This window comes from Thermocatellispora tengchongensis, assembly GCF_014202315.1.
Lineage (GTDB): Bacteria > Actinomycetota > Actinomycetes > Streptosporangiales > Streptosporangiaceae > Thermocatellispora > Thermocatellispora tengchongensis.
The window spans coordinates 1-14,420 of record NZ_JACHGN010000011.1; the positions used below are offsets into that span (position 1 = coordinate 1).

General features: G+C 71.0%; 12 protein-coding genes. 11 read left to right on the plus strand and 1 reads right to left on the minus strand.

Going from position 1 to position 14,420, the window contains the following annotated elements; genetic code table 11:
• The first annotated feature begins 192 nt into the window (after positions 1–192).
• Both HNP84_RS25000 and HNP84_RS25005 read left to right on the plus strand, forming a co-directional pair.
• A complete protein-coding gene (locus HNP84_RS25000; protein WP_185052346.1) occupies positions 193–1,506 on the plus strand; it encodes a family 4 glycosyl hydrolase in 1,314 nt (437 codons plus the stop codon).
• Positions 1,503–2,324, plus strand: a complete 822-nt coding sequence (locus HNP84_RS25005; RefSeq protein WP_185052347.1) for a DeoR/GlpR family DNA-binding transcription regulator — start codon at positions 1,503–1,505, stop codon at positions 2,322–2,324. The genes HNP84_RS25000 and HNP84_RS25005 overlap by 4 nt, the downstream gene beginning before the upstream one ends.
• 143 nt (positions 2,325–2,467) lie before the next feature.
• Here the strand turns inward: HNP84_RS25005 and HNP84_RS25010 are convergent, their stop codons facing one another.
• The gene (locus tag HNP84_RS25010) at positions 2,468–3,859 is read right to left on the minus strand and encodes a cytochrome b (RefSeq protein WP_185052348.1); all 1,392 of its coding nucleotides are present in this window, start codon (positions 3,857–3,859) and stop codon (positions 2,468–2,470) included.
• A 279-nt stretch (positions 3,860–4,138) separates the two neighbouring features.
• Between HNP84_RS25010 and HNP84_RS25015 the strand changes: the two genes are divergently transcribed.
• The 9 genes from HNP84_RS25015 (at position 4,139) to HNP84_RS25055 (ending at position 14,405) form a co-directional block, all read left to right on the plus strand.
• Positions 4,139–5,353 (plus strand): NAD(P)/FAD-dependent oxidoreductase, encoded by a 1,215-nt coding sequence (locus HNP84_RS25015; RefSeq protein ID WP_221336717.1) that lies wholly within the window; start codon positions 4,139–4,141, stop codon positions 5,351–5,353.
• Positions 5,350–6,273: an RNA polymerase sigma-70 factor gene (locus HNP84_RS25020; RefSeq protein WP_185052350.1), complete on the plus strand. Its 924-nt coding sequence runs from the start codon at positions 5,350–5,352 to the stop codon at positions 6,271–6,273. Before HNP84_RS25015 ends, HNP84_RS25020 begins: the two co-directional genes overlap by 4 nt.
• A gap of 54 nt (positions 6,274–6,327) precedes the next feature.
• Positions 6,328–6,651 (plus strand): ArsR/SmtB family transcription factor, encoded by a 324-nt coding sequence (locus HNP84_RS25025; protein ID WP_185052351.1) that lies wholly within the window; start codon positions 6,328–6,330, stop codon positions 6,649–6,651.
• A complete protein-coding gene (locus HNP84_RS25030) occupies positions 6,617–7,003 on the plus strand; it encodes a VOC family protein (RefSeq protein WP_185052352.1) in 387 nt (128 codons plus the stop codon). Before HNP84_RS25025 ends, HNP84_RS25030 begins: the two co-directional genes overlap by 35 nt.
• A 175-nt stretch (positions 7,004–7,178) precedes the next feature.
• Positions 7,179–7,862, plus strand: a complete 684-nt coding sequence (locus HNP84_RS25035; protein ID WP_185052353.1) for a DJ-1/PfpI family protein — start codon at positions 7,179–7,181, stop codon at positions 7,860–7,862.
• Between the two features lie 108 nt (positions 7,863–7,970).
• Positions 7,971–9,128: an erythromycin esterase family protein gene (locus tag HNP84_RS25040; RefSeq protein WP_185052354.1), complete on the plus strand. Its 1,158-nt coding sequence runs from the start codon at positions 7,971–7,973 to the stop codon at positions 9,126–9,128.
• A gap of 365 nt (positions 9,129–9,493) precedes the next feature.
• Complete coding sequence (locus tag HNP84_RS25045) at positions 9,494–12,493, plus strand: 3-keto-alpha-glucoside-1,2-lyase-like domain-containing protein (protein WP_185052355.1); 3,000 nt, start codon at positions 9,494–9,496, stop codon at positions 12,491–12,493.
• 262 nt (positions 12,494–12,755) lie between these two features.
• Positions 12,756–13,070 (plus strand): sigma-70 family RNA polymerase sigma factor family protein, encoded by a 315-nt coding sequence (locus tag HNP84_RS25050; RefSeq protein WP_185052356.1) that lies wholly within the window; start codon positions 12,756–12,758, stop codon positions 13,068–13,070.
• Between the two features lie 333 nt (positions 13,071–13,403).
• Positions 13,404–14,405: an ABC transporter substrate-binding protein gene (locus tag HNP84_RS25055; protein ID WP_185052357.1), complete on the plus strand. Its 1,002-nt coding sequence runs from the start codon at positions 13,404–13,406 to the stop codon at positions 14,403–14,405.
• The last annotated feature ends 15 nt before the right edge of the window (positions 14,406–14,420 follow it).

Sequence of the window (14,420 nt, forward strand, 5' to 3'; positions counted from 1 at the left end):
GGGGTTGTGGCTGGGGGGCGACCCCACCTTCGCACGCGCGGTGCCCCGCTTCGAATGTGGGCGGCGGCCCGCCTCTTGTGCCCCCCGGGCCGGCCGGGGCGGGCCGCCCCGGCCCGGCCCGGCGCGAAGGACGGCGGATGCCGGTGAATGGAGGCTTTCGAAGCGGTAAGCTCCTGCTTCCAGGAGGTTCGAATGGCAAAGGTGGCCTTCGTAGGAGCGGGGAACGTCGAACTGACCCGTAAGATCCTCTCCGACCTGATGTCCAGTCCCGAGCTCGTCGGCAGCCTGCGGGTGGCACTGCACGACATCGACCCGGGCCGCCTCGCCACCGCCGAGACGCTGGCCCGCCGCCTTGACTCCGAGACGGGCGCGGGCGCGGTCGTCGAGGCCGGCGCCGACCGCGAGGCGGCGCTGGCCGGCGCCGACTTCGTGATCTGCCAGATCGACGTGGGCGGCTACGAGGCGTCGCTGGCCGACTTCGAGATCCCCCGCCGCTACGGTGTGCGGCAGACCGTCGGCGACACGCTCGGCCTCGGCGGCATCTTCCGCGGGCTGCGCGCCATCCCGGTGCTGCTCGGCCTGGCCCGCGACATGGTGCGGCTGTGCCCGCAGGCCTGGCTGCTGAACTACACCGACCCGATGGCCACCCTGTGCGCGGCCGTGGTCGCGGGCACGCCGCTGCGCCGGGTGGCCGGCCTGTGCCACTCGGTCCGCGACACCCACGCGCTGCTCGCCGACCTGATCGGGCGGGAGCTCCGCGACATCGACTTCCTCACCGCCGGGCTGAACCACCAGGCGTTCGTGCTCCGGTTCGAAAGCGGCGGCCGGTCACTGTACGGAGACCTCGACCTGGTGATGGCGGACGACCCGGAACTGCGCGGGCACGCCCGCGCCGAGATCTACCGGCGGTTCGGCTACTTCCCCACCGAGTCCAGCGAGCACGCCGCCGAGTACGTGCCCTGGTTCCTGCCGCACGAGAAGGAGGTGCTCCGGCTCGACCCGCCGCTCAACGAGGGCCTGCGGCGCCGGGCCCGCAAGCTCGACGCCTACGAGCGGCTGCGCGGCGCGCTGGCCGCCGGGGAGCCGGTGCTGGCCCGGTGGAAGCACTTCGAGATGGCGTCCGAGGTGATCCATTCGATGCTCACCGGCACACCGCGCGAGGTTCAGCTCACCCTGCCCAACGACGGGCTGATCGCCAACCTGCCGGCCGGCGCCTGTGTGGAGGTCCCGGCCCTGGTGGACGGCACGGGCATCCACCCGGTGCCGGTCGGCGCACTGCCCGTGCAGCTCGCGGCGCTGAACCGGACGTTCCTGAACGTGGTGGAGCTGACCATGGCAGCGGTCCTGGAGGAGCGACGATCGGCGGTGTACCAGGCGGCCATGCTCGACCCCAACACCTCGGCGACCCTCCCGCTGGCGGCCATCGAGGCGGTGTGCGACGACCTCCTGCGGGCTCACGCGGCGTACCTGCCGGCCGGCATCACACGCGGCGAGGCGGGCCGATGACGGACCGGGTGCCCCCGGCGCCGCCTCCCGCCCCCGACGCCGCGGCCGCGGTACGCCGCGACCGCATCGTGGAGCTGGTGCTGGAGCACGAGTTCGTCCGGGTCACCGACCTGGCCGAGATCTTCGGCGTGTCCAGCGTGACCATCCGCGGCGACCTGGAACTGCTCGACCGTCAGGGGGCGGTCCGCCGGGTCCGCGGCGGCGCGATCCACGCCAAGGCCGCGCCGCCGGCGGCGCCGTCGTACGAGGTCGCGCCGGGCGACTCCGCCATCGAGAACACCCGGCTGGCCCGGCACGCCGCCGCGCTGGTGACCGACGGCGAGAGCATCATCATCGACACCGGCGCCACCACCACGTTCCTGGCCCGCGCCCTGGTGGCCCGCGGCGACCTGTCCGATGTCGTGATCTTCACCAACAGCCTGCGCGTCGCGGTCGAGCTGGAGCCGGCCATTCCCCGGTTCTCCGTGCTGGTCACCGGCGGAACGCTCCGGCCGGGCACGCACTCGCTGGTGGACCCGCTGGGCGCGCCCATGCTGGAGCGCATCCACGCCGACACGGTGTTCCTCGACTGCCACGGTGTGCATCTGGAGTCCGGCGTCACCGGCGCGAACCTGCTGGAGGCCGAGGTCAAACGGCGCATGATCGGCGCCTCGCGGCGCCGGATCGTCCTGGCCGAGTCCACCAAACTGGGCCGGACCGGGCTGGCGCCGATCTGTGCGCTGTCCGAGGTGAACCTCCTGGTCACCGACGCCGACGCACCGCCCGGCTTCGTGGCCGCCGCCCGGGAGCGGGGCACCGAGGTCGAGCCGGCGAGGTGAGCGAACCTGCCGCGGGAGATCGCCCACGCCCCGCGCTCGCTCGCCCTCGCCAGAGGAACTCCCCGATCCGAACCGCAGGAGGGACGGACCCGAAGCCCCACGCGATCGTGGGGACGGGGTCCGGCCCGTGGCCTGTCACACGGTCATCTGCCTGAGGGGATCGCCGGCTCCCGGCGCTCCTGCCGCGCCGGCGCCAGCCGTTCGTGGAATCCGCCGTCCGGGGACCGGGTGATGATCCCGGTCTCGACCCCGTGCTCGGCGACGTGGCGATCGGCCTGCTGAAGTGCGAGGCAGATCCGCCGGGTGAGGACGAAGGCGATGACAGGGCCGATGACCACGGCGAACCTGAAGAAGATCGTCACGGCCTCGACGGTGAGGTGGAAGTGGTGGGCGATCTGGTCGTTGGCCGCGGCCGCCCACAGCAGGCCGTAGAACGTGATGCCGGCGACCGCGATGGCCGTCTTCACCGGCGTGTCCCGTGGCCGGTCGAGCACGTCATGCGCGCGCGTTTCGCGGGTCATTCGGCTCGTGCTCTTGGGCCGGCCCAGCGCGTCGCGGCGGTCACGCCGCGCCAGGAGGAGGCGTTCGGCCATCGGATAGGCGGCCAGGGCGGCGAAGAAGACCCCGGGCACCACCAGTGTGGGGACGAGGACCGCGAGGCTGAGCGTGTAGTCCGCGATGGTGAGCTCCCACCCGGGCATGATGCGGAGCGCGCCGTCGAGGAAGCCCATGTACCAGTCGGGAACCGAGCCCGCCGAGATCTGCGTCGGCTTGGCGGGGCCGTACAGCCAGATGGGGGCGATCTGGAACCCGAACCCGAGGACGATCAGCATGCCGATCGTCGCGAGCGCCATCATCGGGCGTGCGCTCCGCCGCGCCGGCAGCGAGGCGATGAACCGGGAGTGGCCGTGCCGCCGCACCAGCATTTCACGGGCGATGAGCAGCGCGGCCATGACTGCCGCGATCAGCAGGTGCCCGCCGTACATGACCGGGATGACCCGATCACCGGGGAAGTCCGGGCCGAACAGCAGCGACATCGCCCAGGTTCCCACCACGGGGATGGACTGCACCACCGACATGATCAGCCACAGGCTCCCGCCCGACAGGCTGTCGTCGGGCAGGGCGTTGCCGGTCTCGCCCGCGGCCATGCCCAGCGCCAGCAGCGTCACCCAGATCAGCCACTGCCCGGTGCGCGGGCGGCGGAACGCGCCGGTGAGGAACATCCGCAGCAACTGCAGCACGACGGCCGCCACGAAGACGAGCGCCGCCCAGTGGTGGGCCTGGCGGATGAGCAGGCCGCCGCGCACCTCCAGGCTCAGGTGCATGGTCGAGTCGAAGGCCCTGCTGACGAGGAGTCCGCGCAGCGGGCCGTACGAGCCGTCATAGACCACCTGCGACATGCCGGGGTCGTAGAACAGCATCAGCACCGCCCCGGTCACCACCAGAACGGCGAACGACCAGACGGCGATTTCCGCGAACATGAACGACCAGTGGGAGAACTGAAACGAGCGGCGCCTGGCCGACAACGAACGCATGTGAGGCCCCCTAACCTTGCCTACTCACAAGACGGAATCGGGCCGCGGGGTGTGACAGCGATGAGGCGCCGCCGACGGTGATTCACGTCACTGCCGCCGGGTCCTTCGCCGGGGGCCGGAGTGGCCGGGCCCGCCCCTGCGCGGTCGTCCGGGCCGCGGTCCGCGACGCCGGATCGGCCTGCTCCCGCCCGCATGTCACGGCCGGGCAGCATGTCTCGTCTTCTGTGGAGACGGCGGCGCGGAGAACGCCGCCGGGCTTTCAGAACCGAAAGGGTGACGATGCGGACCGATGTAGTGGTGATCGGCGGAGGATACGCCGGCGTCATGGCGGCGAACCGTCTCAGGCAGCGCGAGGACGTGGTGGTGACATTGATCAACTCACGTCCCGTATTCGTCGATCGCGTCCGGCTGCACCAGCTCGTGGGCGGTTCGCACGACGCGGTCGCCGACTACGGCGACGTTCTGGGCGAGGGCGTACGCCTCGTCGTCGACACGGTGGTCCGGATCGACGCCGCCGGCCGCAGCGTGCTCCTGTCCTCCGGGAGCACCATCGGCTACGACTACCTGATCTACGCGGTGGGCAGTGCCGGCGCCGAGCCGGTGGTGCCCGGGGCCGCCGAGTTCGCTCACCCCATCGCGGGCCTGGAGGAGGCGCGGCGACTGCGGTCGGTGCTCGACGCCGTTCCGGCCTCGGCGCCGATCGCCGTGGTCGGTGGTGGCCCGACCGGCATCGAGACGGCCGCCGAGCTCGCCGAGGGGGGACGGAACGTGACCCTGGTCTGCGGCGGGGTCCTCGGCCCATACCTTCACCCGAAGGCTCGGCGCGCGGTCGCCAAGCGGCTGGCCAAGCTGGGCATCACGGTGCTGGAGGGCGCGGAGTCCAAGGTGGTGGCCGTGACCGCCGATGCCGTCGAACTCGCCGACGGCCGCCGGTCGCCCAGCGAGGTGACCATCTGGACGGCCGGTTTCGCCGTCCCCGGACTGGCCCGCGACAGCGGGCTGACCACGGACGCGGCGGGGCGGCTGCTGACCGACGAGACGCTCACGAGCGTCGATGACGACCGTGTCGTGGGCGCCGGTGACGCGGTGTCGCCCTCCGGCCGGCCCCTGCGGATGAGCGGCCAGGTCGCGTTCTCCCTGGGCGCGCAGGCCGCCGACACGGTGCTCAGCCGGATCGCCGGGAGTGTCCCGAAGCCCATCGACTCCGGGTTCGCCGGCCAGTGCCTGAGCCTGGGGCGGCGGGCCGGCGTTTTCCAGTTCGCCCGCCGGGACGACATCGCGACGAGCTACTACGTCAGCGGCCGGCTGGGGGCGACGCTGAAGGAGATCGCCTGCAAGGCCGGTTTCCGCCATCTCACGACCGAGGCGCGCAGGCCCGGAGGGTACACCTGGCTCAAGGACGACAGCCGCGCCGCCCGAGTCCGCGACGGCCATCACGTCACGCCGGCGGCTCAGCCCGGCCCCCTCGGCGTTGGAAGGACGCCGGCGCCATGACCCGGGCTCACGAGTTCGAGCAGGTGCGTCCGCTGCTGTTCTCGATCGCGTACCGGATCCTCGGGAGCGTGGAGGATGCCGAGGACGCGGTCCAGGAGACCTGGCTGCGTTACGCGAACTCCGAGACGGAGCCGGTCTCGGTCCAGGCGTATCTGTCGCGGGTCGTGACCCGGGTCGCGATCGACGTGCTTCGCTCGGCACGGGTGCGGCGGGAGGCGTACATCGGGGAGTGGTTCCCTGAACCGCTGCTCGACGACCCCTACGATGACCCGGAACGGTCGGCGGAACTGGCCGACTCGGTCTCCATGACGGCGCTGTTGATGCTGGAGCGGCTGAGCCCGCTCGAAAGAGCGGTGTTCGTGCTCCGCGACGTGTTCGCCTTCGAGTTCGCGGAGATCGCCGCCGCCGTGGGACGATCGGAGGCGGCGTGCCGCCAGCTCGCGGTGCGCGCTCGACGTCACATGAACGAGGGCCGTCCCCGGTTCGAGGCGGACCGGCGGGAGCGTGAGGAACTCGCCGGGCGCTTCTTCGACGCGATACGAGAAGGTGACGTCGCCGCGCTGCGCGAAGTGCTGGCGGCCGACGTACAGGCGGTCGGTGACGGCGGCGGCAAGGCCCCGGTCTTCGGGCGCGTCATCGCCGGCGTGGACAACGTCGCCCGGCTGTTCAGCGCCATGGTTCCCGCGCTCCTCGCCATCGGCGGCACGATCGAGGCTCGCGAGGTGAACGGACAGCCCGGGGCCATCTTCCGGGACCGGGACGGGAAGGTCATCAACGCGTTGTCCCTCGACGTCTACGACGGTCGCATCCAGACGATCCGGACGGTGGTCAATCCGGACAAGCTCCGGCACGTGGGTCCCGTGGCGGATGTGTGGCGGGTCAACCGGGACGCACGCAGGGCCCGCCGCGCCACCACCTGAGCCTCCCGCCTTCCGGGTTGATAGGCAAGTGGGGACTTGCCTATGGTGAGGGTCATGGCGGAGGATGTCTTCAAGGCACTGGCCGACCCCACCCGCCGGCGCATCCTCGATGAGCTGGTGGAACGGGACGGCCAGACCTTGTTCGAGATTTGCACGCGGCTGGTGACCAAGCACGGTCTCGGACTGTCCCGCCAGGCGATCAGCCAGCACCTGGCGGTACTGGAATCCGCAGGTCTGGTCCGTTCGCGGCGCGAGGGCCGCTACAAGTTCCACGATCTGAACACCGAACCCCTTGAGCTCATCATCACACGGTGGCTCAAGCCCGATACGCCGGAGGCACCCCATGAGGATCCACCTGACCAGCGTCTTCGTCGATGACCAGGACAAGGCCCTGCGCTTCTACACCGACGTGCTCGGTTTCGTGAAGAAGACCGAGGTCCCTGTGGGCGAGGACCGTTGGCTCACCGTGGTCTCACCGGAAGACCCCGACGGGACCGAACTGCTGCTGGAGCCCGACCGCCACCCCGCCGTGAGGCCGTACAAGGAGGCACTGGTCCAGGACGGCATCCCGGCCGCCTCCTTCGCCGTGGAGGACGTGCGCGCGGAGTTCGACCGGCTGCGCGGGCTCGGGGTCCGCTTCACCCAGGAGCCGCTGGAGATGGGCCAGGTCACCACGGCCGTCCTGGACGACACCTGCGGCAACCTGATCCAGATCGTGCACAGCAAGTAGGCACCCGGCGCCTACGCCCGCCCGGCCGGGAAGCGCGACGACTCGCCGCCGGAAGACCCCTCGCGGGTTTGGCGACTTTCCGATGGAACCTGTCACTCATGCCACTGGGAGCCGCTGCGGAGCGCCCGTACGGTAGGGGCCGCAACCGGCCGACTCCCTACATGAAGGACGTTTCATGCACGCCCAGGTCGTCCTCTTCGATGGTTTCGATCCGCTCGACGCCATCGCCCCGTACGAAGTGCTCTATGCCGGAGGCATGGCCGCCGGCGGGGCGCTGACCGTGGAGCTGGTGAGCGCCGAGGGGCCGCGTGAGGTGGTGAGCGGCACCGGTGGCATGCCGCTGCGCGCCACCGCCGCGCTGGACCCGGAACGGGCCGACCTGGTGGTGGTGCCCGGCGCCTCGGGCCGGGCCGGCGAGCCCGGCGAGGCGCCGGGCGGCGAGACGCGGCCGGGGCAGCAGGACGAGTACATCTCCGTGCTCCTGGCCCGCACCCTGAACACCGGGCTGCCCGCCCTGCTGAAGTCGGCGATGGAGCGCCCGGAGGTGACCGTCGCGACGGTGTGCGGCGGCTCGCTCGTCCTCGCCATGGCCGGCCTGCTGGAGGGCCGGTACGCCACCACGCACCACCTGGGCGTCGAGCTGCTCGCCGCCACCGGGGTCCACGCGGTTCGCGCCCGGATCGTGGACGACGGCGACCTCGTCACCGGCGCCGGCGTCACCTCCGGCCTCGATGTGGGCCTCTACCTGCTGGAACGGGAGATCGGGCCGCGGGTGGCGCAGGCCGTCGAGGAGCTGTTCGCCCACGAGCGCCGCGGCGTCGTGTGGCGCGACATCGGCCCCGCGCCCACCGCCTTCTGACGGGCCCGGGGCCCGCCGGTCTCATCCACGATTGAAGGTTCACCAGGGCAGGAGCGGGCGTTTCGCCGGAAAAGTTTACAGCGAAAGTTCAACGATACCGTCGAAGGCATGGACATCAAGGACACAGCCCGTCCCCTCGACGGCGCGGGCGTCTCGGCGTTCCTCCGGTCGCTGCCCGCCCGGCCCCTGCTGCTCGGCCTGGGCGAGGCCAGGCACTTCGTGGGGGAGCTGGGCGAGTTGCGCAACGAGATCTTCCGGCACCTGGTCGAGCACGAGGGCTACCGGTCGTTCGCCATCGAGAGCGACTGCCTCATGGGTCTCGTGGTGGACGACTACATCACGACGGGCGCGGGCACGCTCGACGACGTCATGGAACGCGGCTTCAGCCACGGCTTCGGCGCCTCGCCGGGCAACCGCGAGCTCGTGCGCTGGATGCGGGCGTACAACGAGGAGCATGACGAAAAGCTGCGGTTCTTCGGGTTCGACGGACCTCTGGAGTATTGGGCCGCGAGCCCGCGCCAGGCGCTCACCGCCCTCCACGCCCTCCTCGACGGCCCGCTCCCCTGCACCCGGGAAACCCTCGACACGCTGCTCGGCCCGGACGAGCCGTGGTCGAACGAGGCCACGGCCATGGATCCGTCCCAGTCGATCGGCCGGTCCCCCGAGGCCCAGCGGCTGCGGCTGATCGCCGACGACCTGGTGGCGCTGCTCGACACGCAGGCGCCAGGGCTGAGCGCGGCGGACAGGGAGCGGGCGGCGCTGTACGGGCGGACCGCGACCGGCCTGCTCCGCTACCACTACTGGATGGCCGACACGTCCCCGTCGCGGTGGACCCGGCTGTCGGCCCTGCGGGACGCGATGATGGCCGCCAACCTGCGTGCCATCGCCGAGCAGGGCCCGGCCCTGGTCTTCGCCCACAACCTCCACCTGCAGCGGAACAGCAGCTCCATGTCGTTCGGGGATCACCGGCTGGAGTGGTGGAGCGCGGGCGCGATCACCGCGGCGTACCTGGGCGACCGGTACGCCTTCCTGGCCTCGGCCCTCGGCACGGTCGGCGCCGACGTCCCGCCCCCTGACACCGTGGAGGGCGTCCTGTCCGCGCTCCCCTGGGACCGTTCCCTCATCGACGCCCGCCGCCTGGCCGAAGCGGTCACCCGGCCGAGCCCGCGCATCTCGCAGGACTACGCCTACTTCCCGCTGGACCCGGCCCACCTCGGCATGATCGACGGCATCGTCTTCATCAGGGAGGCCGTCAACCAGGATTGACAGCGTCGGCGGCGCCCTCACCCGGCGCTCGCTGATGCCCGGCGCGGTGGCCACCCGGCCACCGCGCCGGCATTCGGCGCTCAGACGTGGCCGAGACCTATAGGCCCGCTGACCGTTGATGTCAATCTATGGACGTTTCGCGCGAGAGTGCTTATCGTCTCGATCAAGGTCGGTCAGTACCGGACAGAAAGGGTTGTCTTTCGAAAGGCCGAGGCGCCCCGAGCGCTCAATGCACTCCGCAGCACGCATGACGCCCGGGTCCTGTCGCATGCCGGACATCCGTAGCCGGGTCGAGCCCGTACGCCGTGGTCGAGCCATGCCCGGCGTCAGGGCGCCTCCCGGTGCGCGAGGTACCAGGAGGGTCCATGGTTGGAAGATCGCACCGCTTACCGCGTAAACGCCTGATCGCTCTGCTCGCCGCCTCGGCCCTCGCCGGCGGCCTTTTCATGACCCCCGCCGAGGCGGAGGACCTGGCCGCCGTCGACCTGCCGCCGCAGGAGCCCGGCGTCACCTTACGGGTCTACGACGTGCAGGTGCCGCTGGAGAAGATCTGCACCCTCAAGCCGGGGCAGACCCCGAACGCCGACAAGCTCATGCCCACCATCGACTGGTCCTCCCCCGAGGACTTCGGCGGCCACGACGACCACTTCGTGAGCGAGGTCATCGGCAACATCGACATCCAGCAGGCCGGCGCCCACACCTTCCGCCTGACCAGCGACGACGGCTCGCGCCTGCTGATCGACGGCGAACTGGTCATCGATCACGACGGTCTGCACGGGCCCGACGCCAAGGACGGCACCGTCACCCTGACCGAGGGCCACCACTCCCTGCGCATCGAGCACTTCGAGCGCGACGGCGGCCAGCAGATCACCCTCGCCTGGCAGCCGCCGGGCGCCTCCGGCTTCGCCGTCGTGCCGAACTCCGTGCTCAGCACCGACGCCGGCGTCGTACGCGTGACCGCGCCCGGCCGCAAGGAGTGCGAAGGCGTCAACGACTCCCCCGGCGACGGCCTGCCCCTGAACGCCGTGCACCCCGGCTACACGCTCACCGACCTCAGGCCGGCCGGCTTCGAGCCGCAAGTCAGCGCGATGGACTGGCTGCCCGGCGGGCGCCTGGCCGTGGCCACCTGGGGCGGCAGCGACAACACGGCCGGCGAGGTCTACATCCTGAGCGGCGTCACCGGGGCCACCGGCCCGGACAAGGTCACGGTGAAGAAGGTGGCCGAGGGCCTGAAAGAGCCGATGGGCATCAAGTACGTCGACGGCAACCTGTACGTCTCCCAGAAACACGAGCTGACCGAGCTGCGGGACCGCGACAGGGACGGCGTCATGGAGACCCGCAGGACGGTCGCGACCTGGCCCTTCGGCGGAAACTTCCACGAGTTCGCCTTCGGCCTGCTCTACCGGGACGGCCACTTCTACCTCAATCTGTCGGTCGCCATCGACCAGGGCGGCGCGACCACCGTTCCGCAGCCCGCCAAGGACCGCGGCGTCACGATCAAGGTCAGCAAGAGGACCGGGAAGGTCTCCTACATCGCCGGCGGACTGCGCACGCCCAACGGCATCGGCTGGGGGCCCGCGGGCGACATCTTCGTGACCGACAACCAGGGCGGCTGGCTGCCGGCCTCGAAGCTCGTCCAGATCAAGCAGGACCGCTTCTTCAACCACTACACGACCCCGCCGGGGCCGTTCGACTCCAACCCGGTCACCAAGCCGGTGCTGTGGCTGCCCCAGAACGAGATCGCGAACTCCCCCAGCACTCCGCTCCTGCTGGACAAGGGGCCGTACGCGGGGCAGATGCTGTTCGGCGACGTGACGTACGGCGGCGTCCAGCGCGCCTATCTGGAGAAGGTGAAGGGCCAGTACCAGGGCGCGGTCTTCCGCCTGACGCAGGGGCTTGAGGCCGGTGTCAACCGGATCAGCGTGGGCCCGGATGGCGCGCTCTACGCGGGCGGCCTGGGCGCGGGCGGCAACTGGGGCCAGGAGGGCAAGCTGACGTACGGCCTGCAGAAGCTGACCCCCAACGGGACCAGGACCTTCGACATCCTGGCGATGCGCGCCAAGCCGGGGGGATTCGAGCTGGAGTACACCAAGCCGCTGTCGCAGGAGACGGCGACGGAGCTGGCCGGCCGTTACCAGGTCAAGCAGTGGCACTACGCCGCCACCCCCCGCTACGGCGGCCCCAAGATCGCCGAGGAGACGCTGAAGGTGCGCTCGGCCACCGTGTCCCGCGACGGCAAGAAGGTGACCCTGGCCATCGACGGCCTGAAGTCCAACCGGGTCGTGCACGTGCGCTCACCCCGTCCGTTCAGCGCCCAGGACGGTGAGACGCTGTGGAGCACCGAGGCGTGGTACACCCTCAACGAACTGCCGGGCAAGGAACCGCCGGCCTCCCTGTACGAGGCGGAGGAGGCGACGCTGACCGGCGGCGCGGGCTTCAACACCGATCACACGGGCTACTCGGGCGGCGGCTTCGTGGACGCGTTCGGCACGAAGGGCGCCGCGGCCCGCTTCGAGGTCGAGGTCGGCTCGAAGGGCACCTACGACGTGGGCCTGCGATACTCCAACGGGCCCAACCCCTTCACCGGCGTCAAGACGGTGAGCCTCTACCTGAACGGCGAGAAGATCAAGCAGGTCGCCCTGCCCAGCACCGGCAACTGGGAGACCTGGGCCACGGAAACGCAGTCGCTGCCCCTGCGCCGCGGCGTGAACACCATCACCTACCGGGTCGATGACGACGATTCAGGCCACGTCAACCTGGATCTGATCACCGTCCATCCCACCGGCGAGCGCATCACGCTGTTCGACGGCAAGGACACGGCGCTGTGGCAGCACACGGACGGACGTCCCGTGCAGTGGCCCCTCTCCGACGGGGCGATGGAGGTCTGTTGCGGTGACATCCGCACCAAGCAGGGCTTCCGCGACTTCAAGCTGCACGTCGAGTTCAACCTGCCGTCGCTGCCCCCGGACGTGACCGGCCAGGACCGCGCCAACAGCGGGGTCTACCTCCAGGACCGCTACGAGATCCAGATCCTGGACTCCTACGGTGTGGCGAAGCTCGCCGACAACGAGGCGGCCGCGATCTACGCCAAGAAGGCCGCCGACCACAACGCGGCCACCCCGCCGGGGACCTGGCAGACGTACGAGATCACCTTCCGCGCCGCCCGCTTCGACAGCGCGGGGAACAAGACGGAGAACGCCCGCGTCACCGTGACCTGGAACGGCCGCGTCGTCCACGACGACGTCGCCATCGACGGGCCGACCGGCGGCGGCGCCCCCGAAGGAGCATCGACCGGCGCCATCCGCCTCCAGGACCACGGCAACAAGGTCCGCTACCGCAACATCTGGATCGAACCGGCGGCATAAGCCGCGACCGCGACCGCCGCCCCCCCATGGCGGCGGTCGCCCCGGCCACCCGCCGCCCGCCTCCCTCAGGCGGCGGCGGGGCCGGCGGCGGCGCGGCGGTCGTGTTCGGGGTAGGACCAGGCGAAGCGTGCTCGGGCGGCGGCGAGATCGGCGATCTGGGCGGCTGGCTGACCACCGTGGTCGGCCGGGTCCGCCTGGACATGCTCCCCGCCCGCGAGGCCCGGCGTGCGGCCGTGAGGACGTCGCCGATCCGAAGCCGGAAGTGCTGCCGGCCGACTCGGTGGGGCCGGCGCTGCCGGTGGTGCCGGAGTCGCCGTCCCCGGCGGAACGGCCGGCGTTCGTGTCGCACGACATGTTCGGCATGCCGTTCGAGCAGATCGCGCCCATCGTGGACCGCACCCCCGGCGACCATCAAGAAGCTCGCCGGCCGCGCCCGCCGATCCCGACCTGCCCGATCAGCGCCGGGTGGTGGACGCGTTCCTGGCCGCCGCGCGGCGGCGACTTCGCCGCCCTGGTGCCCATCCTCGACCCCGACGTGATGCCGCGCGCCGACGGCGGGATGCTCACCGGCGGCTGAAAGTCACCGGGCGGCTCGCCACCTTCCGGGGCACGGCCACCGCCGCCACCACGCGTCCCGCCCTGATCAGCGGGGTCGCCGGCCTGGTCAACGCCATCGACGGCCAGGTGTTCTCCGTCGTGAGCTGCACCATCTCCGACGGCAGGATCGCCCCGATCGACATCCTGCCGGACCCCGATCGGCCGGCCCGGCTCGGCCTCACCCGCGTCGAGCCCTGACACCCGGCCTCCTCGGTCCGCCCCTTGTCCACGGTCCTCACTCCGGACGGGTGGGCATCAACTAGAGCTTTCGTCGCTTTCGTACCATCCTTCCCTTCCTGTACAGTTCTCGACTATGAAAATCATTCCCATCGGGGTGGTCGGATGCCTGCTCCTGGCTCTTGCCGCCTGCGGGAGCCCCGGTGGCGCGTCCTCCAGCGGTACCACCGGCGCCTCACCGCGCGCCGCCGCGGTGCTGACGAGCTGCGGCCTGCCTCTTCGCGTCACCTCACCGCCACGCCGGGCGGTCTCCATGGAGCAGAACGCGACGGAGATCATGCTGACGCTGGGCCTCGCGGACCGGATGGCCGGCACGGCCTACCGGACGGACCCGGTGCTCGACGAGCTCAAGAGCGACTACGCCAAGGTCCCCGTCCTGGCCGACCAGTACCCCGGCCGCGAGGCCCTGCTGGCCGCCAACCCCGACTTCGTCTACTCGATGCGCGCCTCCGCGTACGCCCCCGACGCCGGCGGCACGCGGCAGGACCTGGCCAAGCTCGGAGTGCCGGCGTACCTGTCCTTCAACGACTGCGAGGACCGCGCGCTGATCCCCGCCTCGGTGTCGTTCGACGCCATCTTCGCCGAGATCGGGGACATCGCGAAGATCTTCGGTGTCGAGGACCGCGGCCGGAGTGTGGTGGCCGACCTGCGCCGGCGTCTCGAAACCGCCAAGGCCACCGCTCGCATCGGGACCAAGGTGGACCTGATGTGGTACTACTCCGGCACCAAGGCCCCGGCCATCGCCGGTCGCGGCGGGCTCCCCGGCACCATCACCACGCTCCTGGGCGCCGGCAACGCGTTCTCCGACATCGCCCAGCAATGGGCGGAGGGCGACTGGGAGACGATCGCCCAGCGCGACCCCGACGTGATCGTACTGGCCGACCTCACCCGGGGCGGCGACGGCGACAGCGCCGAGGCCAAGAAGGCGTTCCTGCGCTCCGATCCCGTCGCCTCCAAGCTCACCGCCGTCAAGAACGACCGCTTCATCGTCGTGCCCGGCTCGGCCATGGACCCCTCGATCAGAAGCGTCAGCGCCGTGGAGCAGGTCGGCAAGGGACTGCAGGACCTCTACGGCTGATCTCCGGCTCGGTTG

Bases quoted from the DNA above. Each gene is read 5' to 3' on its own strand.
- HNP84_RS25020 (WP_185052350.1), top strand. From the start codon at position 5,350: ATGACCCGGGCTCACGAGTTCGAGCAGGTGCGTCCGCTGCTGTTCTCG.
- HNP84_RS25040 (WP_185052354.1), top strand. From the start codon at position 7,971: ATGGACATCAAGGACACAGCCCGTCCCCTCGACGGCGCGGGCGTCTCG.
- HNP84_RS25005 (WP_185052347.1), top strand. From the start codon at position 1,503: ATGACGGACCGGGTGCCCCCGGCGCCGCCTCCCGCCCCCGACGCCGCG.
- HNP84_RS25045 (WP_185052355.1), top strand. From the start codon at position 9,494: ATGGTTGGAAGATCGCACCGCTTACCGCGTAAACGCCTGATCGCTCTG.
- HNP84_RS25035 (WP_185052353.1), top strand. From the start codon at position 7,179: ATGCACGCCCAGGTCGTCCTCTTCGATGGTTTCGATCCGCTCGACGCC.
- HNP84_RS25010 (WP_185052348.1), bottom strand. From the start codon at position 3,859: ATGCGTTCGTTGTCGGCCAGGCGCCGCTCGTTTCAGTTCTCCCACTGG.
- HNP84_RS25055 (WP_185052357.1), top strand. From the start codon at position 13,404: ATGAAAATCATTCCCATCGGGGTGGTCGGATGCCTGCTCCTGGCTCTT.
- HNP84_RS25000 (WP_185052346.1), top strand. From the start codon at position 193: ATGGCAAAGGTGGCCTTCGTAGGAGCGGGGAACGTCGAACTGACCCGT.
- HNP84_RS25015 (WP_221336717.1), top strand. From the start codon at position 4,139: ATGCGGACCGATGTAGTGGTGATCGGCGGAGGATACGCCGGCGTCATG.
- HNP84_RS25025 (WP_185052351.1), top strand. From the start codon at position 6,328: ATGGCGGAGGATGTCTTCAAGGCACTGGCCGACCCCACCCGCCGGCGC.
- HNP84_RS25030 (WP_185052352.1), top strand. From the start codon at position 6,617: ATGAGGATCCACCTGACCAGCGTCTTCGTCGATGACCAGGACAAGGCC.